Here is a 25,001-nt window from a genome sequence, read left to right on the forward strand (position 1 = left end):
CGCCGACCTACTCGGTTCGAGCGAGGGGATACGCGACGCATAACAAAGCGCGTATCCGGCATGTTTCCGTGTAGTAGCAATGCATTCCGATTCATCGACGCGAGCGTTCGTGCTCGGTCTTGACGGCGTCCCGTGGGGGATGCTTCGGTCGTGGATAGACGACGGGCATCTGCCTAATTTCAAGCGTCTCGCGGACGAGGGCGCGTCCGGTTCGCTTCAGAGCACTCGCCCGGCGTCGACGCCGCTGGCGTGGCCTTCCATCGCGACGGGCGTCTGGCCGGACAAACACGGCCTCTACGACTTCCAGCGACTCATGGAGGACTATCGCCGCGAGATGTACACGAGTTCGGACCTCTCGCGACCGGCGCTCTGGGAGATGCTGTCGCCGTCTGTCGTGGCGAACGTACCGATGACTTACCCCGCAACCGACATCGACGGCAAGATGGTCACCGGGATGCTCACGCCCGGTTTCAACGACCGATTCACGAGTCCGGAGTCGCTCTCGGACGAGATACAGGAAGAGATTCCCGACTACGTCATCGGGATGCGGTACGCGGACTACCACAGCCGAAAAGACGAGTTCCCCGACGCTATCGAGAATCTCGCCACTCAGCGCCGCAAACTGCTCTCGAAACTGATGACGGAGGAGGACTGGCGGCTGTTCTTCTTCGTCTTCACCGCGCCGGACAGACTCCAACACCTCGTCTGGGACGAGGAGACGCTGTTGACGCACTACCGACTGCTCGACACGGTTCTCGGCGACGTGCTTCGATACGTCGAGGAGCGGGAGGCGAATCTCTACGTGGTCTCCGACCACGGCTTCGGCCCCATCGACCAGTACGCCTGCGCCAACACGCTGCTCGAACGGGAAGGGTTCCTCGTCCGAAAACAGGACAAGAAACGCGGCGCGCTCCAGCGCTTCGGCTTGACGAAACAGCGCATCGAGGAGACGCTCGGGTCGGTCAACCTCGACATCGACACCGTCGCCCGACACCTCCCGGACCGGTTCGTCGACTCCGTCGCCGACCAGGTTCCGGGCGACCACGCGCTCTACGACGCGGACTTTTCGAGGACAGAGGCGTTCGTCCACGGCTCCGGCCACGTGTTCGTCAACGCCGCGGACCGGTTCGACGAGGGAATCGTCCCGCGCGAGCGCGTCCCCGAGGTCAAAGCCCGCCTGATGGAACTGTTCGAGAACTACACGGACCCCGAAACCGGCGAGCGCGTGTTCGAGGTGTTCGACGGCGACGACATCTACGACGACGACGAACGCTCCGCCGACATCGTCCTCGAGGGCCAACCCGGCTACGAGGTCCGCGCGTCGCTCGCGGATGACGTCTGCATCGACAGCGGCCACCTCGAAGCGTCTCACCGCCCGGAAGGCATCTTCTTCGCCTGGGGCGACGACATCGCCCCCGGTTCGGCCGTCGACGGTGCGACGGTCGTCGACGTCGCCCCGACGCTGCTGCACGCACTCGGCGAGCCGGTTCCGGAGGACACGGACGGCCGCGTGCTGCTCGAAGCGTTCGAGGACGGTTCCGAACCCGCAACTCGGGACGTCGAGTACGGCCCCTACAGCGAGGTCGGCCGCGGCGAAGCCGAAGAAGAGGACTTCTCCGGCGTCGAGGACCGCCTGAAAGGCCTCGGCTACATGGAGTAGCCCGAACGGGATTTTACGGTTATCGTGCTTTAGGCACGTTTTCTCAAGGATTCGGCGGTATCTCCTAACCGTTCGTTATTCTGGGGTAAATTCTCGAGGACAGTCTCGAGGTCGAGAGCGAGTTGGTACTTATTCTCGACGCCTCTGCCTCGCCCCTGAGTTTTTATCAGGATATTTGTATCAGCGAGGTCGTTAACCCGGTCACGAAATCTGCGGTTTGACAGAATATTAGCGGTCTCATTCTCTGCAAATACCTTGTACTGCTTGTACAACGGCGTTGTTTCTACTGGGGTGTGGTTTTGAATAGCGTACCAACACACAGACATGACCGCGAGGTGTTTCTGAGCAGGGAGCGTTTGAATCCCGGTTTCAACTGCTTTCGTTGCCAAGAACTCGCGTGCTTGGTGGACGTGAGCGTTGGTCACTTTGTCGGCAGCATTGTCATCTGCGAACCGTGCAGCTCGGAAGAGGAGTTTGATTGCTTCGCGTGCGTCTCCAGTATCTTGTGCAGCGAGTGCCGCACAGTGAGGGATAACGTCGTCTTCGAGAATATCGCTCTCGAGGTGCTGGTAGGTTTGGATATCGTTTATGAAGTATGTATCATGAAGCGCACCGACAGCTCGTCTAGATAGGATATCACGCAGCTCGTTTGCGTCGTATGGAGTAAACGAAACCTCGTCTTCACCGAGGCTTGATCGGACATCGGAGGCGAGGCCATCTCTGAACTGGAGGTCATTGGTGATGCCTATGATGCTAAGACGGACGCCTTCTGGATTCGATCTGGGAAGTTCATAGAGGACGTAGTCATCATCTCCGATGGCGTCAATTTCGTCGAGTACGATGATAATTGTCCCACCGATTTTTTCAAGCTCATTGAGCACCATGTTGAGGAGGGTTTTGCGTTGGTATCCGCTTGGGAGTTCTTCACCGGGTCCGAGTCGTTGCTCTCGGAGAGCTTTGACGATGTTTGTGAGGACATGGTAGGATTTGTCGAGTCCTTTGCAGCGTACAGTGATCACGCTGAGGTCCATACCAGCGTTGTCGGCGTATGTGCGTAGCTGGTTCGTTTTTAATTCGATTCCGACGGTCTTGCCTTGCCCCGAATGCCCGTAAACCAGAACGTTGAGTGGGGTTGAGCCCATGGTCGCTGGACGTAGGGCACTGTGGATCTGGTCGAGTTCTTCTTTTCGTTCGGGTAGATCGTTCGGAAGATAGGTCTTGGTGTTTGGATTGAGAACGTCGATTTCTCGGAAGATGGTTTCCTCGTCGCCGAAATCTCTCATTGGACGATGTGCGGATTTATGCTACATATACCCTTGTGTCTGAGACACGGGGGTGTGTCCGACAATAGCAATGACTCACGAGAGAGCAACGAAAAGGGAGGGGGAGGGGGGTGCGTCCGGCAAATCGTCTACGAGGATACTTCCAGAGATTACCGCGCTAATTCTGCAACTACGCAAACTTTCACATGACCACCGGGAAAATTGGTCCGTAGTAGTAGAAAACCGGAATATATTCATTCTATATGGCGCTGGAAACAGCCAGTTGATTTGGGCGTGATGATTTGCGGTGCATTTGCCGGACGCACCCCCCCCCCTCCCCCTGTTTCGGTAATCTGGCTATGGAGGCGTCGAAACCGATGCGGAATCTTCACTCAACTGTTCTCACAGCTGACCTGCCCACAACCGAATCATTACAATACCCTTCCTCACCGACGTTCCGTTCGTGCCTACCGAACTACGCGCCTCCGACATCGCATCGTTTCTCGGCGCGAGCCTCGACGGCGACGACGTTCCCATCTCCGGCGTCGAGTCGCTGTACGACGCCGGCCCGGGCGACTTCGCCTTCTCGCGCTACGACGACCCCGAGAAACTCGCCCGTTCCGACGCGGGGCTGCTCGTCTGCCCGGAGTCGACGCCCGAACTCGACCGCGCGCTCATCCGCCACTCGGACCCGAAACTCGGATTCGTGAAGGTCGCCCGCAAGTTCTTCGCCGACCCGATAGAAGAGACCACAATCCACCCCAGCGCCGTCGTCGAAGACGGCGCGGAACTCGGCGAACGGTGCTACGTCGGCGCGCAGGCGTACGTCGGCGACGCCGTGACGCTCGGCGACGACTGCCGAATCCACGCCGGGACGACGTTGGGCGAACCCGGATTCGGGTTCACCCGCGACGAGACCGACCGACCGCTCCGACAGCCTCACCTCGGCGAAGTCGTCGTCGGCGACAACGTCGAGATCGGCGCGAACAGCAGCGTCGACCGCGCCGCGTTCTCGGAGACGGTCATCGGCGACGGCTCCGTCCTCAGCGCACAGGTCCACGTCGCACATCAGGTCGTCGTCGGCGAGAACGTCTCCATGGCGTACGGCGTCGGTGTCTCCGGCAGCACCGAAATCGGTGACCGGGTGGTCGTCCACCCGCACGTCTCTGTCGCCGGCCACCTCACCATCGGCGACGACGCCGAGTTGGGTATCGGCTCGACCGTCCTTGACGACGTCGACGCGGGGACGACCGTCGTCGGGTCGCCCGCCCGGCCGATACGGCGATAGCTCTGCTCGCGGCGATTCGCATCAAAAAGTCGTTCCCCGCTCAGGCCGTCTGCGCGATCTTCCGTCCGTTCTCGGCGAGGACCTCCTCGTACACCTCGTAGATGTGGTCCGCCATCTGCTCGATACCGATGCGTTTCGCCTCTTCGCGGCCGTTCGACCGCTCGTTCAGTTCGAGTACCCGGACCAGATTCTCGACGAGTTCGTCGTCGGAGTCGCAGACGAAGGACGGATCGACCTCCGCGAGTCGTTCGGGGACGTCACCGACGCGCGTCGAAACGACCGGGAGGTTGCACGCCAACGACTCCTTGACCACGTTCGGCGAGCCCTCGCGTTTCGAGGTGAGAAGCAGCGAGTCGGACGCGTTCATGTACACCGCGACGCGGGGATGCGGGAGGCCGCTGATGGTGTGGAGTTCGACCGGTTTCTGTACCTGTTCGCGGGCGGCCTCGACGACGCGCTCGGCTCGCGGGTAATCCTTCACCGTTCGGTCGGGGGAGTACGGGAACAACACGTGGTACGTGTCGTCGCTCCACCCGAGTTCCGCCCGCGCTTCCGACTGCGGCGTCGGGCTGAACCGCTCTAAGTCGACGCCGTGCGGGATGACCGAACACTCCTGTCCGAGCGATTCCTTCATCTCCTCGGACATCACGATGACGGCGTCGCAGAACCGGGCGGATATCCTGCTCACCGGTCGATAGGAGCCTTCGAGGTCCGACCCCCACAGCGACAACACGACCGGGAGGCGGGGCTGCGAGAGCGCCATCGGCGCGGTGAGGCCGTAGTTCGCGTGGATCAGGTCGTACTTCCCGAGCGAGCGGCGGATGACCTGCGGGAAGAATCGCAGATAGTCGGTCGCCGTTCGCGGGGACCCCGCGCGGTGTTTGCCCGGAACGGAGAGCGTCGTACAGGTTACCCCGTGCGACTCTTCGAGAGCCCGGACCTGTAGTCGGTAGAATCTTGCGTCGGCGTTGGTAGTCAGGTTGAGAACGTGCATGCGACGAGGTGCTACTAACGGGTGTACTCTCTCGTCGGGCTTTGTTATCCACACCCTGATTGACCGCCTGTGGTGAGGGTTCGCTCACTCCCAAAATCGGTAGACGGAACGGGGCTCTCCCCGAACGCACCGGTAGACGGGCCATAACAAAGGCCGGAAGAGGGTATTCTACGAGCGGGATGAGGTATCTAATATTCACGAACACTCCGGCCCACGTTCACGTGTACAAGAACGTGGTTCGGCGACTGGAGGACCGCGGACACGAAGTCCGCATTCTGGCGCGTGATTACACGTGCACGAAGGACCTCCTCGAGTACTACGACCTCCCGTTCGAGATATACGGTCACCACGACACGGCGGCGTACTCGAACGTCGGGATGGCTCGGGAACTGGCGACGCAACTACTCACGATTCCGGTCTCTGCAAAGCGCTTCGACCCCGACGTCGTCGTCGGTCTCGGCGCGTACGCCGCCTACGCGGGGACGCTCCTCCGCGCGGAGACGATTCTCCTCCGCGACTCCGCTCCCGGAACGCTGCTGCCGAAACTGGCCAGCAAGTTCGCAGACGCAGTACTCACGCCCGACGTGTACGGTCTCGACCTCGGACCGAACCACTACACGTTCCCCGGGCTGAAGGAGTGCGCGTACCTCCACCCCGACGTGTTCGAGTCGGACCCGAGCGTCCGCGAGGAGCTCGGCGTCGGCCCCGACGAGCGCTTCGTCATGCTTCGCTTCAACTCGTTCGACGCGATGCACGACGCCGGAAAGAAAGGGTTCTCGCTGGAGGACCGCCGCAAACTCATCGAGCACCTCTCCGAACAGGCGACGGTGCTCGTCTCCGACGAGGGCGACAACATGGACTTCGACGACCTCCCGGCGCGACCGTACGACATCCACCCCGCGCGGATGCACGACGCGCTCGCGGAGGCGTCGCTTCTCGTCGCCGACACCGGGACGATGGTCACCGAAGCGTCGCTGCTCGGGACCCCCGCCATCCGGTCGAGCGCGTTCGTCGACCAGGAGTTCGGCGAGTTCGCCGAACTCGAACGATACGGCCTCATCGACAACATCACCGACTTCGACGCCGTCGTCGAGCGGGCGGACGAGCTGCTCGCAGACGAGAGCGTCCCCGCGCGCTGGCAGGAACGTCGTCGGACGTTCATGGACGAGCGGGTGAACCTCACCGAACTCGTCGTCGACGTCGTGACCGACCCGCGAGCGGTCAGCAAGAACGCCTCGCTGACTCGCTACAGTGAACGAAAGGGCGTCGAACAGACCGACGCAACACCGCTGTAAGATGTACGAAGGAAAGACAATCGGCGCCGTGATACCGGCGTACAACGAAGAGAAGTTCATCGGCGAGGTCATCGAGACGCTGCCGGAGTTCGTCGACAGAGCCTACGTCGTCGACGACGGGTCGAGCGACGACACCTGGGACGCCATCTGCCGTGCCGCCGACAGGGTCAACGAGGGCTGGGACGCGCCCGCGCCCCGCGCCGACGGCGGCATCGGCTTCGACCGCCGCGTCGTCCCCATTCAACACGAGGAGAACCGCGGCGTCGGCGGCGCCATCAAGACCGGCTACCAGCGCGCGTTGACCGACCGCGTCGACGTGACGACGGTCATAAGCGGCGACGGGCAGACCGAACCCGACATCGTCGAGCGTATCATCCGACCCGTCGCGCTCGGCGACGCCGACTACTCGAAGGGTAACCGCCTGCGCGGACGCGCACGTGAGGATATGCCCAAGTTCCGGCAGGTGGGCAACTTCGTGCTCTCGCTTCTGACGAAGATCGCCAGCGGTTACTGGAAACTGATGGACCCGCAGAACGGGTCGACGGCCATCTCCTACGCCGCTTTGGACGAAGTCGACCTCGACGAACTGTACGAGGACTACGGCTTCGCGAACGACCTGCTCGTCCGCCTCAACGTCCACGGGATGGTCGTCGCGGACGTCTCCCGTCGGGCGGTGTACAAAGACGAAGTCAGCCACATCAAGTACCAGGAGTTCATCCCGAAGGCCTCGGTGCTGCTGCTGCGCGACTTCCTCTGGCGACTCCGCGCGAAGTACCTCGTGAAGGATTTCCACCCGCTGCCGTTCTTCTACTACTTCGGCGCGGCCGCGACGGCGCTCGGTGCCGGGTCGGCGGTGAAGAAACTGTTCGAACACGAAGACAGCACGCCCTCGGTGCTCTTGTTCTTCGTCGGATGGCTGTTCATGCTGTTCGCGATGGTGTTCGACCTCACCGAGAACGACGACCTGCAGGTCATCGTCCACGACCCCCACGAGTTCGACTAGCTCCCTCGTCCCGATTTTCGATGGTGACTCGGTCTCTTCTCTGCTTTCTACATCAATTTCCGAGTGCAATCGAAGCGATATCCGATATTCTTCTTTTAGCCGAAATCCCTGAAACAGTGGTGGGTGTGCCCTTCCAACTTACTGTACGATTCGTATGAGTTTGGCAGAGACAGCATTAGAATCACCGGTTACTCCCAGTAACCAGGTTTCGATATCCTCGATCGATACGGAGGGACAGAGACACACCACTGTTGCAAGTGAAGCCGAGAAATCAAGGGCGGAAGAAAGCAAACAGAAGGCAAATAGGGGAAAGGAGAAGATTGAAACGCCGAGATCGGCTCGAAGTTGGCCTCTAGCTCGTGAATTAACACAAATAGCCTCAACACAGAAATGTCAGCGCTTTAGTTGTAACTGTGGACTGTTGCGCTAGTCACTACTCTTAGCCTAGTTCTTCACTTGTAACAGTGGGGTGTGTCTATACCTTCACTTGAAACAGATGCAGAGGTGGTTTTATATAGAGTACGCGAGAAGGCGGTGATATGCGTCGATTCGAGCGGAAGAAGAACATTTTCCGCAACAAAGACGCCCTTGGCGAATCTTACCAACCCGACCAAATTGAGGAACGAGACGAGGAGATTGAGAAGTATATGGACGCACTCCAACCGGTCGTCGACGGTTGGGAACCAAACAACATCTTCCTCTATGGGAACACCGGTGTCGGGAAAACTGCGGTCACCGACTACCTCCTCAATAGACTCCAGGACGACGTGATAGATTATGACGATGTCACCCTCTCAGTTATTTCGTTGAATTGTAAGACGCTGAACTCCTCCTATCAGATTGCCGTAGAACTTGTGAACAAACTCCGACCTTCTGGTGGTGAAATCAGTTCGACCGGGTATCCTCAGCAAACCGTCTTTAAAAAACTGTACACGGAACTTGAGGCGATTGGCGGAACGATTTTAATCGTCTTGGACGAGGTCGACTCGATCGGCGATCGTGATGAGTTGTTATATGAACTCCCACGAGCACGAGCCAACAATAAACTTGATTCGACGAAGGTCGGAGTCATTGGGATCAGTAACGATTTCAAATTTCGCGAGAAACTCGACCCACGCGTTCAAGATACACTTTGTGAACGAGAACTTCAATTCCCACCGTATGACGCCCCGGAACTCGAGAATATCCTCGAATCCCGGGCAGAAAGCGCAATCACCGAGAATGCCGTTGAGGAGGGAGTCTTAAAATTCTGTGCTGCACTCGCTGCTCGTGATAGTGGAAGCGCTCGGCAGGCACTTGACCTTCTCCGATTGGCCGGCGAGATCGCTGAAAATCGTGAAGCGGACCTCATCGAACGTGAACACGTCGAAGCCGCTCGTTCCCGACTTGACCAGGAACGAGTTGAGGAGGGAATGCGCGAACTGACCACGCACGGTCGCCTCGCCCTACTAGCGGTTATCTCGAAGGCTGCCAAGGAAGAGACACCATGCCGGTCCCGAGAAATTTACGAAGAATACACCATGCTCTGTGACTCCTCTGGAACTGACTCGCTCGTTCAACGGTCCGTACATAATCATCTGTCCGATCTCCGAATGCTCGGAATTCTGTCGGCTTACGAGAACCGGAGCGGATCCCGTGGTAACTACTACAGCTACGAATTGGATGTCCCCTTCACGAGTGCAATCGAAGCGATGTCCGATGTTCTTCTTTTAGATGGCGAAATAGAGACAATCCGGGAAATCGCGTCGATGAACAACGTCACATAGGTACACTACGTTACAAATAGTGTCGATACGCAGCGATTTCTCGTGTTCACTTGTAATGGTGGTGTGGTTCACTTGTAACGACGGTGTGTGTCTATCGGACTCCGTTCTGTTTGGGCCGGAATCGAATTTGTATTCTCTGAAAAGAAGGGTGGGGACTCCCACACTCGGTCATAATCAGAATAACAATGAGGTTTGTTGCCAAATCATTGTGAAGCAGTCTCTCTAATGGTCTGCTTAGAGAATTATGCGGACACGGTGGGGGGTCCCTTTTCGTCATTCACGCCGAGGTGTCCTCAGATGAGCGCTCCTCCCTCAGTGTGGGATTTGTATTCTCTGAGAAGAAGGGAGGAGACCCTCATACTCAGTCATAATCGCAATAACCTCCTCTACTACCGGGAGAGAATTTCGATTATGAAGTCAGCTTTTGGTGCCCGAGAACCCCGATACCTCCAAAAACAAGGCTGAATCGCATCTAGGAACTGCAGTTGCATCAAGCGTTGAAATACTGGTCGAAAACGGGCCTACGAATCCCACAGGAACGAGTCATTGCCTGGATAGGTCGTGGATCCGAATTCTTGTGAGCTCATCTAATGGAGATTTGAAATTGGATGATACACCCCGATTCCCATGTCGAATTCATGGTTTTCGGGGCAGTTCCAAACTAGCCCTTGATAGATTTTGTGGCTGTACAGCAAGGTGTGTATCCGGAATAAACTGGTCATGCCAGTGTGTACAGGACCGACTATCAACAGAGAGCCAAACATGAACTGAGCGAAGCTGTGAGGTGAGACCTGATTGTCGCAGAGAGGGTCTTAGAGCGGCATTCTCTGGGTTAGTTAATAATCGAAGACAGCACCAAACTCCACGGTGGAGCGTCGCACCGAATCGCTATACCTGACGGAGTTGTACATCGATAGAATAGCCGAAAAAGTGAACACAGTGAGAGTAGAAGTTCTGGTACCAAAAATACCGTTTTCCCGATTTAGAGGTTAGAGACTGTCTGCGGACGCCAATTTTAAGTTAATAATCGGTCGCTGTCGACGACGACATTAGAAACCCGTTCGTCCATGAAATCATGGGCGAGAGCCCGAGTGTATGGAAAATTCGAAGTCATCGTAACCTGTGGAGACTACGCTCGCTGTGGATACACCGGTATCTGCAAACCGCGTCGTGGAAGCAGAAAGTCCTATCCTTGCCGAGCAAACGGCGTCAGTCGCGAGCGAGTAGGGTAGTTCACGCCGAAAAGTACCGACGAACGAGCGGGATACGGACACCAACTTGCTCCTCGACGAACTCGACAACGATGAGGTCCTCCTCCTGGAGCGCACCCCCGACAGCCACGACGGCGATTCCGAGAAGGCCGGTAACGACGAGAAACGGCAGCAGTGTCAGCATCGAGAGCGAAACCCAGTTCGATAACACCAGCGCGGGCGGAATCAACGCGAGAGGTAGCAGCACGAACGTTCTCACGGACTCGCTCGACAATGGCGAGATATCGAACCGCAGCTTGAGTATCCCGCAGACGACCGCGTGCATGATCGCCATCGAGGCGGCCGAAGTGAACGCCGCGCCCTCCATCCCGTACTGCGGAATCAGCACGAGGTTCACGAGGAAGTTGAAGACGAACCCAGCGACGTTACCGACGAGGATGTAGTTCGTCTCGCCGAGCGCCGACAGCGTCTCGCGGTTTCTCCCGACGGCGGCGCTGAGGAAGAACCCGACAGAAACGACGATGAGCGCCAGAGCTGCCGGTTCGTACGACGCGCCGAAGATTATCCGAAGGACGTCTCGCGGGAACGCGACGAACGTCAGAAAGGCGGGGAACGTCACGATGTACACCCACTTCGTCGTGGTCTGGTAGATGGTGCCGAGTTCGTCGCGCTGTCCGCCGGAGTCGAGCCGGGATGCGAGCGGCAAGTAGAGAAATCCGAACGCCGAGAGCACGACCAGCATCCCGGTCCCGAGCGTGTACGCCGCGCTGTACAGTCCGGCTTCCTCGGACGCGCGGAAGTAACCCAGCATGAGCGTGTCCGTCTGCGTCAGCATCGTCGACATCACCGTGGAGATGACAAGCGGCGCGGAGAACCGTAGCATCTCGCGCGTGTGGGTCTCGAACGGCCCCCGAAGCGACATCAACCGACTCAGCAGGACGTGCGACAGAACGAACGCGGCTATCGCCGCGGCTAGGTACGCGTATCCGACGACCACGATGCCGTAACCCGCCGAGAGCAGCGCGAATACGAGAACGATTCGTCCGACCGGGTAGAGGAGGTCCTGTACGTACGTCTTGTAGATGGTGTTCTCGTGTCCGCGAATCGCGCCAACGCCGATCTGCATCCCGACGACGAACGGGACGGCGACCGCGAACAGCTGAATCAGTCTGACCGAGTCCGCCTCGTCGAGTAGGTTCTCCGTGAGAAACCCCGCCGAAGCGAACACCGCAGCGCCCACGACGACCCCGATTAGACCGGCGAAGACGATACCGCTCACCCACACTCCGCGGCGTTCCTCGTCGCTCTCGTACCGCGAGAGATACCGGGGGACGCCCTGCGTGAAGCCGACGAGCGACAGCGTCGTCACGAACGTCAACAGCGCGAGTCCGATGCTCACTTCGCCGTAGTCGGCCGGGGAGAGCTCCCGACCGATTATCACGCGCTCGGCCAACCGCCCCGTCGCGCCGACGAGCCCGCCGACGACGACGAGCGTCGCACTCGACAGTAGCGACTTCAGTTCCTCACCGGACGTGGCCATCAGAGATATCCGAGGTCTTCGAGACGTTCGGTTACTTCCTCTTCACCGCCGGTGTCGATCCGCTCTGTCCCGTACGGAACGTCTCCGTACGCTCGAACCGACGGCGAAAACGAGAGCAGCCCCTCCGGAACCGACCCGGTCATCCGTTCGGGGACGTCGAATCCGGCGAGAGCCATACAGACGGGTGCGACGTCGGTCAGCGACATCGTCTCCGGTGCCGGGCCCGCGAACGCGGGGCCCGCGCCGATGAAGACGCCGTTCTGTTTGTGGTCGTAGCTGTCGATGGAGAGGAACGGCGGGTCGTACACCTTTACCGAGAGCTGGTGGTTCATGTCTCGCGGGCGAATCAGCACGTCGGGCGCTTTGTGGGCGTACTCCCCCTGATACACTTCCTCTCGTCGCTTCACGAAGTCGAATGCGGGCTCTCCGTCGGGCGTCTCCAGACCGGAGAGTAGTTCGACGAGTTCCGTCCGCACGTCTTCGTACTCCGACTCCGGAACGACGCCGTCGGGTTCTCTTCCTTCGAGGTTGATCCTGACCCCGAGGCGAGTCCCGCTCGGCAGGTACGCTTTCGAGGCGCGCCAGTCGACGTGTTTGCCCGCAGCGTCCCGGACTGCGTCCGGCGTGAGCGACACGAGCGCCGACTCGACTCCGAGCCGCTTCGCCGTCGTGTACACCTTCGTGGGCGAGAGACCGGCCTTCTGGAGCATCGTCCCGGCGGAACCGAACAAGCGAGTGCGCACCGATTTGTCGTCCCCAGCCTCCGCGTTCTCGTCCGCGGACGACTCACCGGTGAGGTCGCCCTTGATGGTGCTGAGTGACTCCTTGTTCCCCTCGGTGGTCGTCTCGACGTAGCCGTGTCGACGGAGTATCTCGTTGAGGTAGATTCGGTACCCAGTCGTCTGCCCGATGCCGTGGTCCGAACAGACGACGACGTTCGTCGACTCGTCGACGGCGTCCAGAACCGCCCCCGCGAGTTCGTCGGCGGCGGCGTACACGTTCCGCTGGGCGGTCTCTTCGTCGAAGTTGTGAAACACGGCGTCGGTCTTCTGTACCTGTATCACGGCGACCTCCCAGTCGTACGTCTCCATGAGCGAGAGCGCGGCGCGCTTTCGGAGGTCGACGAGTTCGAGATAGCCTGCGAGTTTCTTCTCTTTGTCCGACGAGGTCTCGCCGCGCGAGTAGATCGTGTACTCCTCGCCGAGCGACGCCGACAACGCTTCGCGGACGTCGCTCGGGAACCCGGTTGTGTCCTCTGTCGCGAGATAACCCGGGATGAGTGCGCCCCGAATCGGGTCTGCGGGATGTGTGACGGGGACGTTTAAAACGAGAGATGGAACACCTTCCGAATCGAGATAGTTCCACAGTGCCGGTGCCTGCACGTCGTTTCGGGAGACGAGGGTGCCGTCGTCGGGATAGCCGTCGTAGTCGAAGAAGCCGTAGACGCCGTGGTGACTGGGGTCGGTCCCGGTGTACATCGACGGCCACGCGCTCCCGGTCCACGGCGGGAACGTCGACGCGAGCGACGACTCGACGCCGCGTTCTCTGAGCGCCGAGAGGTTCGGCGTGTCGTCGGCGAACGCGTCTACGTAGCGAAAGTCGAGCGCGTCGAATCCGAGTACGACCGTCTTTCCGTCTCTCTCCGCGGTCTCCGGTTCGTAATGTGTCCGGTCCATAGTAATCGAGAGCCCTCGTCGCATTCGCTGCGACTGTCGTGAATGTCGTACGCAACGGGACAAGACGAGTACCACTTCGCGCTTTTTTACGTTTCTGTCGCGTGTGATGGACACTCAAAATAACTGGACACTCGTCCGAATGCACGGGAACGGCGGAGAACTCGACCGCCGTCGACGCCGCTCAGGAGGCGAAGTAGCGGCGGACGAACGGAATCTGCCGTCCGAGTCGTTCCTCGATGAACTCGACGACGAACAGGTCCTCCTCCTGCAGCGCTCCGACCGCGACGACGACGGCGATACCGAGCAGTCCGACGACGACGAGGAACGGGAACAGCGTCACCAACGACGGAGAGAAGTTGGTGTACCGCTCGAACGCGAACCCCAGCGGCAGCAGCAGTAGCGGGACGAAGACGAACGTCCGGACGTTCGCCGGAGACATCGGCGTGATGTCGAACTTCATCTTCAGCACCAGCACGACGATACCGTTCAGTACCGCCAGCGAGACGGCGGAGGCGACACCGGCGCCGACGAAGCCGTATCGCGGAATCAGGGTGACGTTGAGCAGGAAGTTCACCGCGAACGCGGCGGAGTTCGACACGAGGATGAACCTCGTCTCGCCGAGCGCCGACAGCGTCTCGCGGTTGCGGCCGACCATCGCGCTCGTGAAGAAGCCGATCGCGAGAATCGGCAACACGGCCGCAGCGGGGAGGTAATCGCTGTTGAAGACGATCTGGAGCACGTCACCGGGGAAGATGACGAACGTGAAGAACGCCGGGAACGTGAGGATGTAGATCCACTTCGTCGTCGTCGAGTAGATGGTGTCTATCTCCTCGTGGTTACCGTCGGCGTCGAGCCGCGACGCCATCGGGAGCATGATGAACCCGAACCCCGAGAGCGCGACCAACATCCCCGACGCGAGCGTGTACGCCGCCCCGTACTGTCCCGTCTGGAAGGAGGTCGTGAAGTAACCGAGCATGATGTTGTCCATCTGGATGATGAGGATGGACATCACCGTCGAGACGATGAGCGGCGCGGAGAACGTGAGCATCTTCCTGTTGTGCGTTCTGAACGCTCCGCGAAGCGAGATCAGCCGGTTGAGGAGCACGTGAGCCACGACGAACGCCAGGGCGGCGGAGACCAGATACGCGTACCCGACGGTGAGGAGCCCGCCGCCGAGTCCGAAGAGGAACACGGCGATGAGTCCGATGCGCGTCAACGGGTACGTCAGGTCCTGAACGTACGTCTTGTAGATGGTGTTCTCGTACCCGCGAATCGCGCCCACGGCGACCTGCATCCCGACGACGAACGGGATGGTCAGGCCGAAGAGTCGCAGCAGCGTGACGGCCTGTTCCCCGCTGTCGAAGAACCACTCGGCCAGCTGCTCGGCGAAGACGGTGACGCCGACCGTCGCGAGGAGGGCGAGCGCACCCGTGAGCACCATCCCGCCGACCCAGAGCCCGCGCCGGTCGGCGTCGTCGTCGTATCGGGAGAGATACCGCGGAATCGCCTGCGTGAAACCGACGAGCGACAACGTCGTCGCGAACGTCATCACGGCGAATCCGATGTTCATCTCGCCGTAAGCGTCGGGCGTGAGCGCCCGACCGACGATGATCCGCTCGAACAGTTTCCCGACCGACCCGATGAGCCCGCCGACGATGACGAGACTGGCGCTCGACAGCAGCGTCTTGAGTTCTCCACCTTCGTCTGCCATTACGGCTGCCTCGTGTTCGACTCGCGGTGTTGTACCGCACTGTTCGGCCGTAAACCGCACCCGTTGGAGACCATTATCCGTTGATGAGACTGTATGCTTTCTTCGCCATCTCCATGCTCGCACCCGACGATTCGACCGTGTAGTACGGGACGAGTTCGGCGCCGAACTTCGCTTTGTACCGGCAGAGTCGTTCGGTGTTCGCCCCCATGAGGTCGTAGGCGGTGACCGAGTCGATGGGCGCGTCGCCCTCGGCGATGTCCTGGATGATACGCCAGTGGATCAGGCTGTTGACCGTCGTGCCGTCGTACTCGCTTATCGTTCCGCCCTGCCAGAAGTACGCCATGTCGTTGGAGTACAGCGCGGTGATACCGCTGAGGTACTCACCGTCGGGGGTCCGAGCGAGGTACACCCGACACCGGTCGGTCTCGGAGAGCGCGTTCGTGAGGTCGCGGACGTACGGCCACGACAGCTGGTACTTTTCGCCCTGTTCCTCGTAGCGAGACTTCGCGTCCTCGTACACAAGCTTCGCGCCCTCGGATGCGGGAACCGCCTCGATGACCACGTCGGTGTCCTCGGCGTCTCGAATCTCGCGCCGGAGGCTCTTGCTGAACGAACTCAGCAGGTCGTCCGTACTCGTCCCCTCCGTTTCGAGCACGTAGGTGAAGTAGGGGTTGACGCGCATCTCGTTCCACGAGTACGGCCGCGGGTCGGGGTAGTCGGTGCCGCAGACCATCCGGAAGAGGCTGAGAGACGCATCGAGACCCAGGTCGTCGAGCACCTCCTTGGTGAACTCGCGGTTGACGCGTTCGCGCTTCCGTCGTTTCGGACTCGGCGACATCATGATCGGACCGAGTCGGGGGACTCCCATCGAAGGAGGCGGTGAGAACACGGCCGTCCCGACGGACCGACGGCGGACGACGAGGGGGAGGAGCGCGATCGCCTGCTCTCCTTTGAACCCACCGTAGAGCCGAAGTTCGCCGGGTGCGTGCTCGCGGAGGACTTTCAGCGCTTCCGACGTGTGGAAGACCTCGAAACCAGAAGACGGCAGCGCGTTGTCCCACGCTGTCAAGTCGAGCCGTTCAACTCTCATTGTTGGCGACGAAAAGGGGCGTTCAACCCTTTGTTATCCGCCGCATACCCCGACGCAGTACCGTGGTTGTCGTCAACTACCGACGCGCCACAGAGAGGAGAGTTACCGCTCTGCGTCGACCGCGACCGGATGTTCGAGCGACTGGTAGATCTCGGCGAGCGGACCGACGTAGCCGCCGAGCTCCCGGGCGCGCTCGATGAGCCGCCGATACAGTCGGCGGTAGCCGGGGCGTTCCTCCTCGTCGTAGTAAGTAGGGTGCCACAACACGGTCATGACAGCCTCGTTCTCCGCGGCTTCCTGAAGCAGCCGTTCGCACTCGGCCCACGCCTCGTCGACGTCCTCGGAGACGTTCGGTAGCGTCCGCTCCATGATGGTGAGCGGGAAGACGACGAACTCGTCGTCGAACGGCCGAATCGGGTCGTAGCCGTGGTCGAACCCGTACGTCGAACTCGACCCGAGCGACGAGTCGTACCGAAGCCCGATGTCTGCGTGGTGTCGCCACGTGTCGGGAACGGTCATGTTGAGACAGTGCTGTCTCCCGCCGACGACGGTGTCGCCGACGACGCGTTCGAGCGTCGCCTTCTGTTCGGAGAGCAGCTCGGGGTCGTCGTAGGAGCTGTACGACCCGTGGAGACCGACCTCCCACCCGCCGTCGTCGAGGCGGCGAACGAGTTCGTGTACGTCCGGCGAGTGGATGTCGTATCGCCCGAGGTGCTCGACCCAGTGTTTGGGGTCTCGCCACTCCTCGAGCGGGCGCTGGAGCATCGACTGCTCCTGCAGAAAGTAAAACGAAGACCGAACGCCGAGTTCGTCTTCGAGCTCCATGATGTCGTCGAACAGCCAGTAGGGGTTCGAACCAGGTCGGAGTCCCCGGAGGCGGCTCGGATTTCGCTCTCGGAGCGCGTAGTACACCGCGTGAATCGGGCTCTGGTACGGTCGATCTACGTCGTGGGTGAGTCCGAGTGCGAAATCGTATCCGGGTATCATGTCGTGTATCTGGTTGGTGAACTACTGTTCGAGGCGTTCTTTCGTCCGCATCTCACCGGGGCCGACGCCGATGGTGTAAACGTAGTGGTCGGTGTCGGAGAGGTCGAGCGCCTGCCGACCGTCGACGACGATCATGTCGGCGAACTCGTTCCAGTCGATCTCCTGGAACTGCTCGTGGGCGGTGACGAGCACCGCGGCGTCGTACTCGTCGTCGGTGATGTTCTCGAGGTCGACCGGCGTCGCCCCGAACTCGGCGACGTCGACGAGCGGGTCGGTCGCGTACACATCGGCGCCGAGTCCCTGCAGTTCCTCGATGACCGGCGCTGCGGGCGTCGCCCGCGTCTCCGCGACGCCTGCGCGGTAGGTGACGCCGAGGACGAGCACTTTCGCGTCCTCGATGTCGGTGTGGCGACGCGAGAGCCCTTCGAGTAACTTCTCGACGCCGAATCCGGGCATCGAGTCGTTGACGTCGCGGGCGGTCTGTATCAGCGGCGTCTGTTCGGGGACCTGCTGCATCAAAAAGTACGGGTAGTACGGGATGCAGTGGCCGCCGACGCCGATACCGGGCGTGTGGATGTTGCAGTACGACTGCGTGTTCGCGGCCTCTATCGCCTCGGTCGTGTCGATACCGAGGCTGTCGGTGACGCGGGCGAGTTCGTTCGCCAGCCCGATGTTCACGTCGCGGTAGAGTCCCTCGAACACCTTGACCGCCTCCGCGGTGGTCGCGTCCGAGACAGGAATGACGTCGTTGTTCGTGATCTCGCCGTAGATCATCTCCGCGATGCGCGTGCTCTCGTCGTCGATGCCGCCGACGATCTTCGGGTGCGCTTCGCGGAGTTTGTACAGCGCCTTCCCGCTGGACGTTCGCTCCGGGCAGAACGCGAGGCCGAACTCGCCGCGCGAGAGGCCGCTCTCGCGTTCGAGAATGGGCATGACGACGTCCTCGCACGTGCGCGGCGGAACGGTACACTCGATGATGACGAGGTCGCCGGCGTCGAGTCCGCTGCCGATGTCGGCGCAGACCGATTCGAGCGCACCGAGGTCCGCCTCGTGCTCGTCGGTGATGAGCGTCGGTACGATGACGACGTGAACCGACGACTCCTTCGCGACCGCTCGGGAGTCCGAACTCGCCTCGAACCGGTCGCGTTCGACCTGTTCTGCGACGAGCTCCGGCAGACCCGGTTCGCCGTCGATGTGGCACTCCCCGCGGTTGATTCCGCGGACGACGTCCTCGTCGATGTCGACGCCGGTGACGTTACCGCTCATCTCGGCGTAGACGCCGGCCAGCGGGAGCCCCATCTTGCCGAGTCCGTAGATGGCGATGGGAACCGCACCGCTCGTGAGTCCGATGCGCTGTGCTTGCGTCGAGTACTCCGACCCGTACAGGCCGATTCCACGCGGAATGCTACTCATTGGATCACCTCGTGACGTTCGACCTCGGAGGCCAGTTCGTCGATTTTCCGGGTCACTTCGATGGCTCGGAGGGCGTCTTCGCCGGTGACGCGCGGTTTCTCGCCGTTCTTCGCCGCCTCGACGAACGCCGTGAGTTCGTCGCGCAGCGGCTCGTTCTTCTCGACCATCGGCTGTTCGACGATGCTCTCGTGGCGGTAGCGCAGTTCGCCGTTCTGCTTGATGTACTCCGGCAGCGAGTTGCGGTGGATGTCGACCGACTGACTGATGTAGTCGACGTCGACGCGGCACTCGTCGGCGGTGACGCTGAGCGTGCGAACTTTCCGTTGCGTGAGTCGACTGGCCGTCAGCGAGACGACGGTGCCGTCGTCGAAGCGAATCTGGGCGTCCGCGTACTGCGTGTTCCGCGTACCCATGGCCGAGACCGACTCGACCTCCGCGTCGACGAGCGAGAGGACGATGTCCACGTCGTGGATCATCAGGTCCATCACCACGCTATCCTCGAGGTCGCGGTTTATCGGCGGTCCGAGGCGGTGAGCCTCGATGGCGATGATGTCGAGGTCGGTGGTGATGTCGCTGAGCGCCGTGATGGCGGGGTTGAAACGCTCGATGTGGCCGACCTGCAGCGTCACGCCGGCCTCGTCGGCGCGGCGGACGAGTTCCCGGCCGACTTCGAGGTCGTCGACGAACGGCTTCTCGACGAGGAGGTCGACGCCGGCGTCGATGCAGTCTCGCGCGATGGACGCGTGGAAGCGCGTCGGCACCGCGACCGAAACCATGTCGACGGTGTCGAGCAGGCTCTCCATCGGGTACGCCGTCGTGCCGTACTCCTCGGCGATTCGGTCCGCCTGTTCGTCGTCCGCGTCGAAGACGCCCGCGAGGTCGACGCCGGGCATCTCGCTGTAGACTCGGACGTGGTTCTGTCCCATGTGACCGACGCCGATGACGCCGACTTTGGGATTCACGCCATCACCTCCTCGCCGTGGGCGAGGACGGCGTCGGCGACGACCTCCAGGTCGTCGGCCGACAGCGCCGGGTGAACCGGCAGCGAGAGCGCTTCCGCGGCGGCCGCCTCCGCGTTCGGAGCCGCGTGACCGAGGTCCGCGTACGGTTTCTGCTGGTGAATCGGGACCGGGTAGTAGACACCGTACCCGACGCCGTGGTCGTCGAGCGTCTCCTGCAGTCCGTCCCGGTCGTCAGTTCTGACCGTGTACTGGTGGTAGGCGTGTTCGTAGCCCTCGGGCGTGTACGGCGTCGTCACCGACGACGCTTCGAGCAGGTCGTTCAGGCGAGCGGCGTTCTGCCGTCGGGCCTCGATGAACCGGGGCAGTTTCTCCAGTTGCGCTCGGCCGATGGCCGCACCGAGACTGGTCAGCCGGAAGTTGTGGCCGACGGAGACGTGTTCGTAGGAGGAGCTCCCGCCGTAGGCGTTCGAGCGTCCGTGGTTGACGTACTCGGCGACGCCCTCCGCGACGTCGCGGCGGTTCGTAACGACCATCCCACCTTCGCCCGTCGTCATGTTCTTCGTCGGGTAGAAGGAGAAGCAGGCGGCGTCGCCGAACGAGCCGACCGGTCGGCCGTCGATTTTCGCGCCGTGCGCCTGGGCTGCGTCCTCGACGAGCGCGAAGTCGTGCTCTTCTGCGAGTTCGACGAAGCGCGGCATCTCGGCCGGCAGTCCGTAGAGGTGGACCGCGAGCACGGCATCTATCTGTTCGCCGTCTCGCAGCGCCGCCTCCAGCGCGTCGGGGTCGAGGTTGTACGTCTCGGGGTCGATGTCGAGAAACACCGGCTCCGCGCCGGCGAGTCGGACGGCGTTCGCGCTCGCGATGAAGGAGAACGGCGTCGTGGCGACGCGGTCTCCGGGGCCGATGTCCAGCGCCTCGAAGGCGGCGTGGAGCGCGGTCGTTCCGTTGGAGGTGGCGACGCCGTGGTCGGCGTCGCAGTAGGTCGCAAACTCCTCCTCGAAAGCGCGTACCTCGGGGCCGTCCGCGAGATATCCGCTTTCGATGACGTCTTCGACGCGTTGCTGTTCCTCGGGGCCAAGTTCGGGGCTGGCGATTGGTATCATTCGAGTAAGTTACCTCCCTGAAGGTTCTCCGGCAGGGCCCGGTGTTTCGCGGGTGCGCCGACGGCGAGCGTTCGCGGCGGAACGTCTTCGGTAACGACCGCACCCGCGGCGACGAACGCTCCCTCGCCGACGGTAACACCGGGGAGAATCGTCGCGTTCGCGCCGATGGAGACGTCGTCTTCGAGCGTCGGGCCGACGAGGTCGACATCCTTACGAATCGGGTAGGGGTCGTTCGTCAGCGTCGCCGCAGGACCGACGAAGACGCGGTCTCCGATGGTCGTCCCGGTCGGGATGTACACGTTCGTCTGGAGGCTCACGTTCGAGCCGATCTCGGTCTGCCCGTCGATGACCGTGTTCGTCCCGACGAGCACGTCGTCGCCGAGCGTCGTGAGCTCCCGGATCAGCGCGTTGTGACCCGTGTTGAGCCCGTCGCCGGCGACGACGTCCTGATAGATGATGGTGCCCGCACGCACGGTCGCACCCTCGCCCAACACAGTCGGTTCCGACGCGTTACCGTGCGGATGACCCAGTACTGCGGTCTCGTGGACGTCTGTGTCGGAGCCGAGCTCGACGGGCGACTCTCCGGCCGCGTGGCGGCGTATCTCCTCTGTTTCGCCGTGATTGTCTCTTTGTGTCATGAATGACGTAGTGTAACCTCGACCGGGCGTCGGTCTCCCAGTCCGTACAGTTGCAACCCACACCTGATGGTGTCGTAGCTTTGTTATTCACAGCCTGATGGAGGAGTATGTGCCAGTTTACCATTTTCCGTAAGGTTTCGTAGTGTAATTATCCGCAAACGCCACGATAGAACGGGGCGGCAGCTACATTACAACGAACGGTAACTACAGGCCCTCTGAACGTTAGTCGGCGGATAGTAAAGTGGAGATAGAGTGGATGAATAGGATATGTACTGCCAGCCTAGCCGAATCGTGGACGGAGTGAACTCATGGCCTCACGCGAGGGATGACTAACGCGCCGTCCAGTGGACTCACGCAGGGTGAGTTGTTCGACACGCTCTGCAACGAGCGTCGGCTCGGCATCATCCGTCACCTTCAGGCCAGCGATGGCACCTCGGAACTGAGTCCGCTCGTCGACCACGTCGCCGCCGCCGAAAACGACAAGCGACCGGGCGAACTCGCTCGCGCGGAACGCCGGCGCGTCTACATCTCGCTGTACCAGACGCATCTACCGATGCTCGAGGAGCGTGGCATCGTCGAGTGGGACCGTTCGGACAACGTCATCTCGCTCCGTCCCAGCAGCGACGTCGAGAAGTATCTCGGTCACGGCTCCGAGAGCAAACTTCCCTGGCACGTGGGGTATCTTCTCACGGGCGTCTGCGGAATCGGGCTGCTGCTGTTGCAGACACTCAGCGTCGCACCGTTCGATGGACTCTCTCTCTCGTGGACTCTCGCCGTAGTGAGTGCCACCGTTCTCGGCGTCGTCGTCGTCCGATACGTACTCGAACGGCCGTCACGGACACCAATAACACCCTGAGGCAAGAAGTTGTGAAGACAGACGGTCGTGAAAAGACGTCCCGCAGCGACGAGCAGCGTTCGATGACCGACACGGAACGCGACGGGCGACTCGAATCGAAGCACCAGCCGACGGCCGACAGAGTGCTGGTTCTCGACGCCCACTGTCGGTACGCGTTAACGGCGATTCGAAGTCTCGGGAGACGGGGCGTCGAGGTAGTTGCTGGCAGCCCCCTCCACCGGTCGGCGGGGGCGCTATCCAAGTACGCCGCCGAGGCTCGACGGTACCCCTCGCCTCAACAACACCGAGAGGAGTTTCTCGCGTGGCTGGAGGCAGAGCTCCGAGAGGGCGACTATCGGATGGTGCTTCCGGTCGCGGAGGCGACCGTTCGACCCGTCTCGGAAGCGCAGGAGCGACTCGAACCGTACGCTGTCGTCCCGTTGCTCCCGTACGAACGGTTGCTCGTCGCCCTCGACAAGTCGAGAACGATTCGGGCCGCCCAAGCGGCGGGCGTGGCACATCCGAAAACGCTGTTTCTGGACTCTCCGGCGTACGACCGCGCGGTCGAGGAGCTCGGTCGACCGCTCGTCGTCAAAGCGCGACAGGGCTCGTCTCGGGCGGGCGTGTACGTCTGTGAGAACCGGGCGACGTTCGAAGAAGCGTTCGAGGCCGCCTACACGCCGGCCGGCGCTCCGCTCGTTCAAGAGTACGTCCCTGACGGTGGGGAGCGCGGAGTGTACACGGTGTACGGCTGCGACGGAGCGTTGCTCGGACTCACGATACAGCACCGCCTCCGCTCGAGCCACGACGACGGCGGTGCGAGCACGTACCGCGAGACCGTCGACGACCCGAAGCTGCAGCAGACGGCGAGACGACTGCTGGACCACCTGGAGTGGCGGGGTGTCGCGATGGTGGAGTTCCGCGTCGACGCGCGGACCGGCGAACCGAAGCTAATGGAGATAAATCCCCGTCTGTGGGGAAGCCTCGCGCTCACGGTCGAAGCCGGCGTCGACGTCCCGCATCTGCTGTATCGGACCGCGTGTTTCGGCGACGCGGAACCGACGCTGACGTACGACGCCGGCGTCCGGATGCGGTGGCTACTCGGTGACGTGATGCGACTCAGGAAGACGGACGACCGATGGCGAGTGATGACGGAGTTCGTCTCCGACAGCACGGACCGAACGGGGTACGACGTCCTGTCGTTCGACGACCCGCTCCCCTTCTTCGGCAGCGTCGAGACGGTGCTCAGAGACGCCTACTCGCAGGCGAGCGGCGTGCTACCGGTTTCGATTCGGTAGTAGCGACGAACCGAACCGGAACCGCGGCAGACCGGGAGCGCCGTCCCACAGCCAGAGCAGAAACGCCGTCCCGAGAAGACCGAGTTCTAAGAGGATGTACACGACGCCTTCGGGACTGGCGAGCGTCTCCATGTAGTTTCCGAGATAGTAGAAGAAGTTGCTGAAGAGGCCGGCCCGCGACGGCGAAGACGTCTCGTACAGCGGCCAGAGCAGGAACGAAAACGACGGGCTGTCGCCGTAGGCGACGCCCGAGACGCCGTCGCCGACGAGGTGCGAGAGGTAGCCGACGAGGAACGGAATCCAGAGGCGTTTGAACCCCGTCACGCGGCCGACGAGATACGCCGCCAGCGTGACCGGCGGGACGAAGAACATCGAGTGAGCCAGCGAGACACCGCTCGGGAGGACCTCGAACGTCCACGCCAGCGGTTTGTCTATCAAGTCCGGCAGCTGCGTCGCGAACGCGACAGCGAGTGCCGCGGGAGTAGTGACTCCTCGGCGTGCGGCGAGTCGATGCGCGACCGAGTACAGGATGTATCCGAACGCGAGATGTTCCCAGGGCCACATCTCAACGACACCTCGTACCGGAGTTCGCGCACGGTCGAGAGCGTGCCACGGCGGGAGTCGTGCCGGAAGTTGTCGAGACGGATGCCGTCAGGGTGCGGTTACAGTGATCCATATGTGGAGGGTGTCGTCGGCGTTCTGAGTGCGGGGGTCGGCCGGTGGTTCTCCCTCGTACAGGAGATACTGGACTCTGAGGTCCTCGCCGGTCATCGAGGGGACGATAGAGTGTTTGTGCTGCCACGTTCCGCCGTCGCCGACGGTACGCGAAAAGCGGGTGAGTTCCTGTCGTTCGACGACCTGTTCACCGTCCATCCGCTGCAGTTGGACGACGACCGAGTAGTTCGTCTGCTCGCCCTCGTTGTTCTCGATGCTCGTCGCCATCGGGATGGCCGTTCCCTGCGTCACCTCCGACGGGAACCCCGCCGACGAGAACGTCCCGTTCTCGTTCTGCGTGAGAAGCGAGAAGTCGGTGAACTCACCGCTGGCCGGCGGTGCGGCGAGTGCGAACGCCATGCTGCTGGCGGCGGCGAGGACGCCGAGGACCAGCAGGACGTTGACCGCCGTCACGGCGGTGCCGCCGTTCGAGAGGCGGCGGCGGAAGCGGGCGTATCCGACGGTGAACGACGGGTTGTACCGTTCCTCGACGGGGAGTCGGTAGCGACGGACGACGCTCACGAGCGAGAACAGCGTCACGAAGAGGCCGAACGC

At 61.6% G+C, this 25,001-nt stretch carries 20 protein-coding genes; 7 read left to right on the forward strand and 13 right to left on the reverse strand.

Annotated features, from left to right (window positions below; genetic code table 11):
- Positions 1-79: 79 nt before the first annotated feature.
- Positions 80-1,660, forward strand: coding sequence for an alkaline phosphatase family protein (locus DV709_RS17385; RefSeq protein ID WP_117595718.1), 1,581 nt, complete (start codon positions 80-82; stop codon positions 1,658-1,660).
- A 29-nt stretch (positions 1,661-1,689) separates the two neighbouring features.
- On the opposite strand, the gene DV709_RS17390 is transcribed toward DV709_RS17385, so the two are convergent.
- Positions 1,690-2,943: a Cdc6/Cdc18 family protein gene (locus DV709_RS17390; RefSeq protein ID WP_117595719.1), complete on the reverse strand. Its 1,254-nt coding sequence runs from the start codon at positions 2,941-2,943 to the stop codon at positions 1,690-1,692.
- 442 nt (positions 2,944-3,385) lie between these two features.
- Here DV709_RS17390 and DV709_RS17395 point away from each other — a divergent pair, with 442 nt between their 5' ends.
- Entirely contained in the window at positions 3,386-4,210 is an 825-nt protein-coding gene (locus tag DV709_RS17395; protein ID WP_117595720.1) for a DapH/DapD/GlmU-related protein, read from the forward strand.
- A 40-nt stretch (positions 4,211-4,250) separates the two neighbouring features.
- Here the strand turns inward: DV709_RS17395 and DV709_RS17400 are convergent, their stop codons facing one another.
- Complete coding sequence (locus DV709_RS17400) at positions 4,251-5,204, reverse strand: glycosyltransferase family 4 protein (protein WP_117595721.1); 954 nt, start codon at positions 5,202-5,204, stop codon at positions 4,251-4,253.
- 179 nt (positions 5,205-5,383) lie between these two features.
- Here DV709_RS17400 and DV709_RS17405 point away from each other — a divergent pair, with 179 nt between their 5' ends.
- The 3 genes from DV709_RS17405 to DV709_RS17415 all read left to right on the forward strand — a co-directional run bounded on the left by DV709_RS17405 (position 5,384) and on the right by DV709_RS17415 (position 9,268).
- Positions 5,384-6,499 carry a DUF354 domain-containing protein gene (locus tag DV709_RS17405; RefSeq protein WP_117595722.1) on the forward strand — a complete coding sequence of 372 codons (1,116 nt, stop codon included), beginning with the start codon at positions 5,384-5,386 and terminating at the stop codon, positions 6,497-6,499.
- Position 6,500: 1 nt separating this feature from the next.
- Complete coding sequence (locus DV709_RS17410; protein ID WP_117595723.1) at positions 6,501-7,502, forward strand: glycosyltransferase family 2 protein; 1,002 nt, start codon at positions 6,501-6,503, stop codon at positions 7,500-7,502.
- Between the two features lie 539 nt (positions 7,503-8,041).
- Entirely contained in the window at positions 8,042-9,268 is a 1,227-nt protein-coding gene (locus tag DV709_RS17415; protein ID WP_117595724.1) for an orc1/cdc6 family replication initiation protein, read from the forward strand.
- A 1,233-nt stretch (positions 9,269-10,501) separates the two neighbouring features.
- On the opposite strand, the gene DV709_RS17425 is transcribed toward DV709_RS17415, so the two are convergent.
- From DV709_RS17425 to DV709_RS17465, 9 genes are all read right to left on the reverse strand, one after another.
- The gene (locus tag DV709_RS17425) at positions 10,502-12,019 is read right to left on the reverse strand and encodes a flippase (RefSeq protein ID WP_117595725.1); all 1,518 of its coding nucleotides are present in this window, start codon (positions 12,017-12,019) and stop codon (positions 10,502-10,504) included.
- Positions 12,019-13,695, reverse strand: coding sequence for an alkaline phosphatase family protein (locus DV709_RS17430; RefSeq protein ID WP_117595726.1), 1,677 nt, complete (start codon positions 13,693-13,695; stop codon positions 12,019-12,021). Before DV709_RS17430 ends, DV709_RS17425 begins: the two co-directional genes overlap by 1 nt.
- 181 nt (positions 13,696-13,876) lie before the next feature.
- On the reverse strand, positions 13,877-15,406 hold the full coding sequence (locus DV709_RS17435; RefSeq protein WP_117595727.1) for a flippase: 1,530 nt from the start codon (positions 15,404-15,406) through the stop codon (positions 13,877-13,879).
- Between the two features lie 73 nt (positions 15,407-15,479).
- Complete coding sequence (locus tag DV709_RS17440) at positions 15,480-16,496, reverse strand: GNAT family N-acetyltransferase (RefSeq protein WP_117595728.1); 1,017 nt, start codon at positions 16,494-16,496, stop codon at positions 15,480-15,482.
- A gap of 102 nt (positions 16,497-16,598) precedes the next feature.
- Entirely contained in the window at positions 16,599-17,483 is an 885-nt protein-coding gene (locus tag DV709_RS17445; RefSeq protein ID WP_117595729.1) for a polysaccharide deacetylase family protein, read from the reverse strand.
- Positions 17,484-17,504: 21 nt separating this feature from the next.
- The gene (locus DV709_RS17450) at positions 17,505-18,896 is read right to left on the reverse strand and encodes a nucleotide sugar dehydrogenase (RefSeq protein ID WP_117595730.1); all 1,392 of its coding nucleotides are present in this window, start codon (positions 18,894-18,896) and stop codon (positions 17,505-17,507) included.
- Positions 18,893-19,858, reverse strand: coding sequence for a Gfo/Idh/MocA family protein (locus tag DV709_RS17455; RefSeq protein WP_117595690.1), 966 nt, complete (start codon positions 19,856-19,858; stop codon positions 18,893-18,895). Before DV709_RS17455 ends, DV709_RS17450 begins: the two co-directional genes overlap by 4 nt.
- Positions 19,855-20,961 (reverse strand): DegT/DnrJ/EryC1/StrS family aminotransferase, encoded by a 1,107-nt coding sequence (locus tag DV709_RS17460; RefSeq protein ID WP_117595691.1) that lies wholly within the window; start codon positions 20,959-20,961, stop codon positions 19,855-19,857. Before DV709_RS17460 ends, DV709_RS17455 begins: the two co-directional genes overlap by 4 nt.
- Positions 20,958-21,599 carry an acyltransferase gene (locus DV709_RS17465; RefSeq protein ID WP_117595692.1) on the reverse strand — a complete coding sequence of 214 codons (642 nt, stop codon included), beginning with the start codon at positions 21,597-21,599 and terminating at the stop codon, positions 20,958-20,960. The genes DV709_RS17460 and DV709_RS17465 overlap by 4 nt, the downstream gene beginning before the upstream one ends.
- A 325-nt stretch (positions 21,600-21,924) precedes the next feature.
- On the opposite strand from DV709_RS17465, the gene DV709_RS17470 reads away from it, so the two are divergent.
- Positions 21,925-22,455, forward strand: coding sequence for a DUF7344 domain-containing protein (locus DV709_RS17470; protein WP_117595693.1), 531 nt, complete (start codon positions 21,925-21,927; stop codon positions 22,453-22,455).
- 62 nt (positions 22,456-22,517) lie between these two features.
- The gene (locus DV709_RS17475; protein WP_117595694.1) at positions 22,518-23,732 is read left to right on the forward strand and encodes a carboxylate--amine ligase; all 1,215 of its coding nucleotides are present in this window, start codon (positions 22,518-22,520) and stop codon (positions 23,730-23,732) included.
- Here DV709_RS17475 and DV709_RS17480 read toward each other — a convergent pair.
- Together DV709_RS17480 and DV709_RS17485 are read right to left on the reverse strand one after the other, a co-directional pair.
- The gene (locus tag DV709_RS17480; RefSeq protein ID WP_117595695.1) at positions 23,712-24,296 is read right to left on the reverse strand and encodes a metal-dependent hydrolase; all 585 of its coding nucleotides are present in this window, start codon (positions 24,294-24,296) and stop codon (positions 23,712-23,714) included. The two genes, DV709_RS17475 and DV709_RS17480, sit on opposite strands and share 21 nt — an antisense overlap.
- 87 nt (positions 24,297-24,383) lie before the next feature.
- Positions 24,384-25,001: DUF1616 domain-containing protein (locus DV709_RS17485; protein ID WP_117595731.1), on the reverse strand; the 618-nt coding region annotated here is incomplete at its 5' end.

The sequence above is a fragment of the Haloprofundus halophilus genome (assembly GCF_003439925.1).
Taxonomy (GTDB): Archaea; Halobacteriota; Halobacteria; order Halobacteriales; family Haloferacaceae; genus Haloprofundus; species Haloprofundus halophilus.

Excerpts from the sequence above, each read along its gene's own strand:
- DV709_RS17385 (WP_117595718.1), top strand. The coding sequence starts at position 80 with ATGCATTCCGATTCATCGACGCGAGCGTTCGTGCTCGGTCTTGACGGC.
- DV709_RS17390 (WP_117595719.1), bottom strand. The coding sequence starts at position 2,943 with ATGAGAGATTTCGGCGACGAGGAAACCATCTTCCGAGAAATCGACGTT.
- DV709_RS17400 (WP_117595721.1), bottom strand. The coding sequence starts at position 5,204 with ATGCACGTTCTCAACCTGACTACCAACGCCGACGCAAGATTCTACCGA.
- DV709_RS17405 (WP_117595722.1), top strand. The coding sequence starts at position 5,384 with ATGAGGTATCTAATATTCACGAACACTCCGGCCCACGTTCACGTGTAC.
- DV709_RS17410 (WP_117595723.1), top strand. The coding sequence starts at position 6,501 with ATGTACGAAGGAAAGACAATCGGCGCCGTGATACCGGCGTACAACGAA.
- DV709_RS17415 (WP_117595724.1), top strand. The coding sequence starts at position 8,042 with ATGCGTCGATTCGAGCGGAAGAAGAACATTTTCCGCAACAAAGACGCC.
- DV709_RS17425 (WP_117595725.1), bottom strand. The coding sequence starts at position 12,019 with ATGGCCACGTCCGGTGAGGAACTGAAGTCGCTACTGTCGAGTGCGACG.
- DV709_RS17430 (WP_117595726.1), bottom strand. The coding sequence starts at position 13,695 with ATGGACCGGACACATTACGAACCGGAGACCGCGGAGAGAGACGGAAAG.
- DV709_RS17435 (WP_117595727.1), bottom strand. The coding sequence starts at position 15,406 with ATGGCAGACGAAGGTGGAGAACTCAAGACGCTGCTGTCGAGCGCCAGT.
- DV709_RS17440 (WP_117595728.1), bottom strand. The coding sequence starts at position 16,496 with ATGAGAGTTGAACGGCTCGACTTGACAGCGTGGGACAACGCGCTGCCG.
- DV709_RS17445 (WP_117595729.1), bottom strand. The coding sequence starts at position 17,483 with ATGATACCCGGATACGATTTCGCACTCGGACTCACCCACGACGTAGAT.
- DV709_RS17450 (WP_117595730.1), bottom strand. The coding sequence starts at position 18,896 with ATGAGTAGCATTCCGCGTGGAATCGGCCTGTACGGGTCGGAGTACTCG.
- DV709_RS17460 (WP_117595691.1), bottom strand. The coding sequence starts at position 20,961 with ATGATACCAATCGCCAGCCCCGAACTTGGCCCCGAGGAACAGCAACGC.
- DV709_RS17465 (WP_117595692.1), bottom strand. The coding sequence starts at position 21,599 with ATGACACAAAGAGACAATCACGGCGAAACAGAGGAGATACGCCGCCAC.
- DV709_RS17470 (WP_117595693.1), top strand. The coding sequence starts at position 21,925 with ATGACTAACGCGCCGTCCAGTGGACTCACGCAGGGTGAGTTGTTCGAC.
- DV709_RS17475 (WP_117595694.1), top strand. The coding sequence starts at position 22,518 with ATGACCGACACGGAACGCGACGGGCGACTCGAATCGAAGCACCAGCCG.
- DV709_RS17480 (WP_117595695.1), bottom strand. The coding sequence starts at position 24,296 with ATGTGGCCCTGGGAACATCTCGCGTTCGGATACATCCTGTACTCGGTC.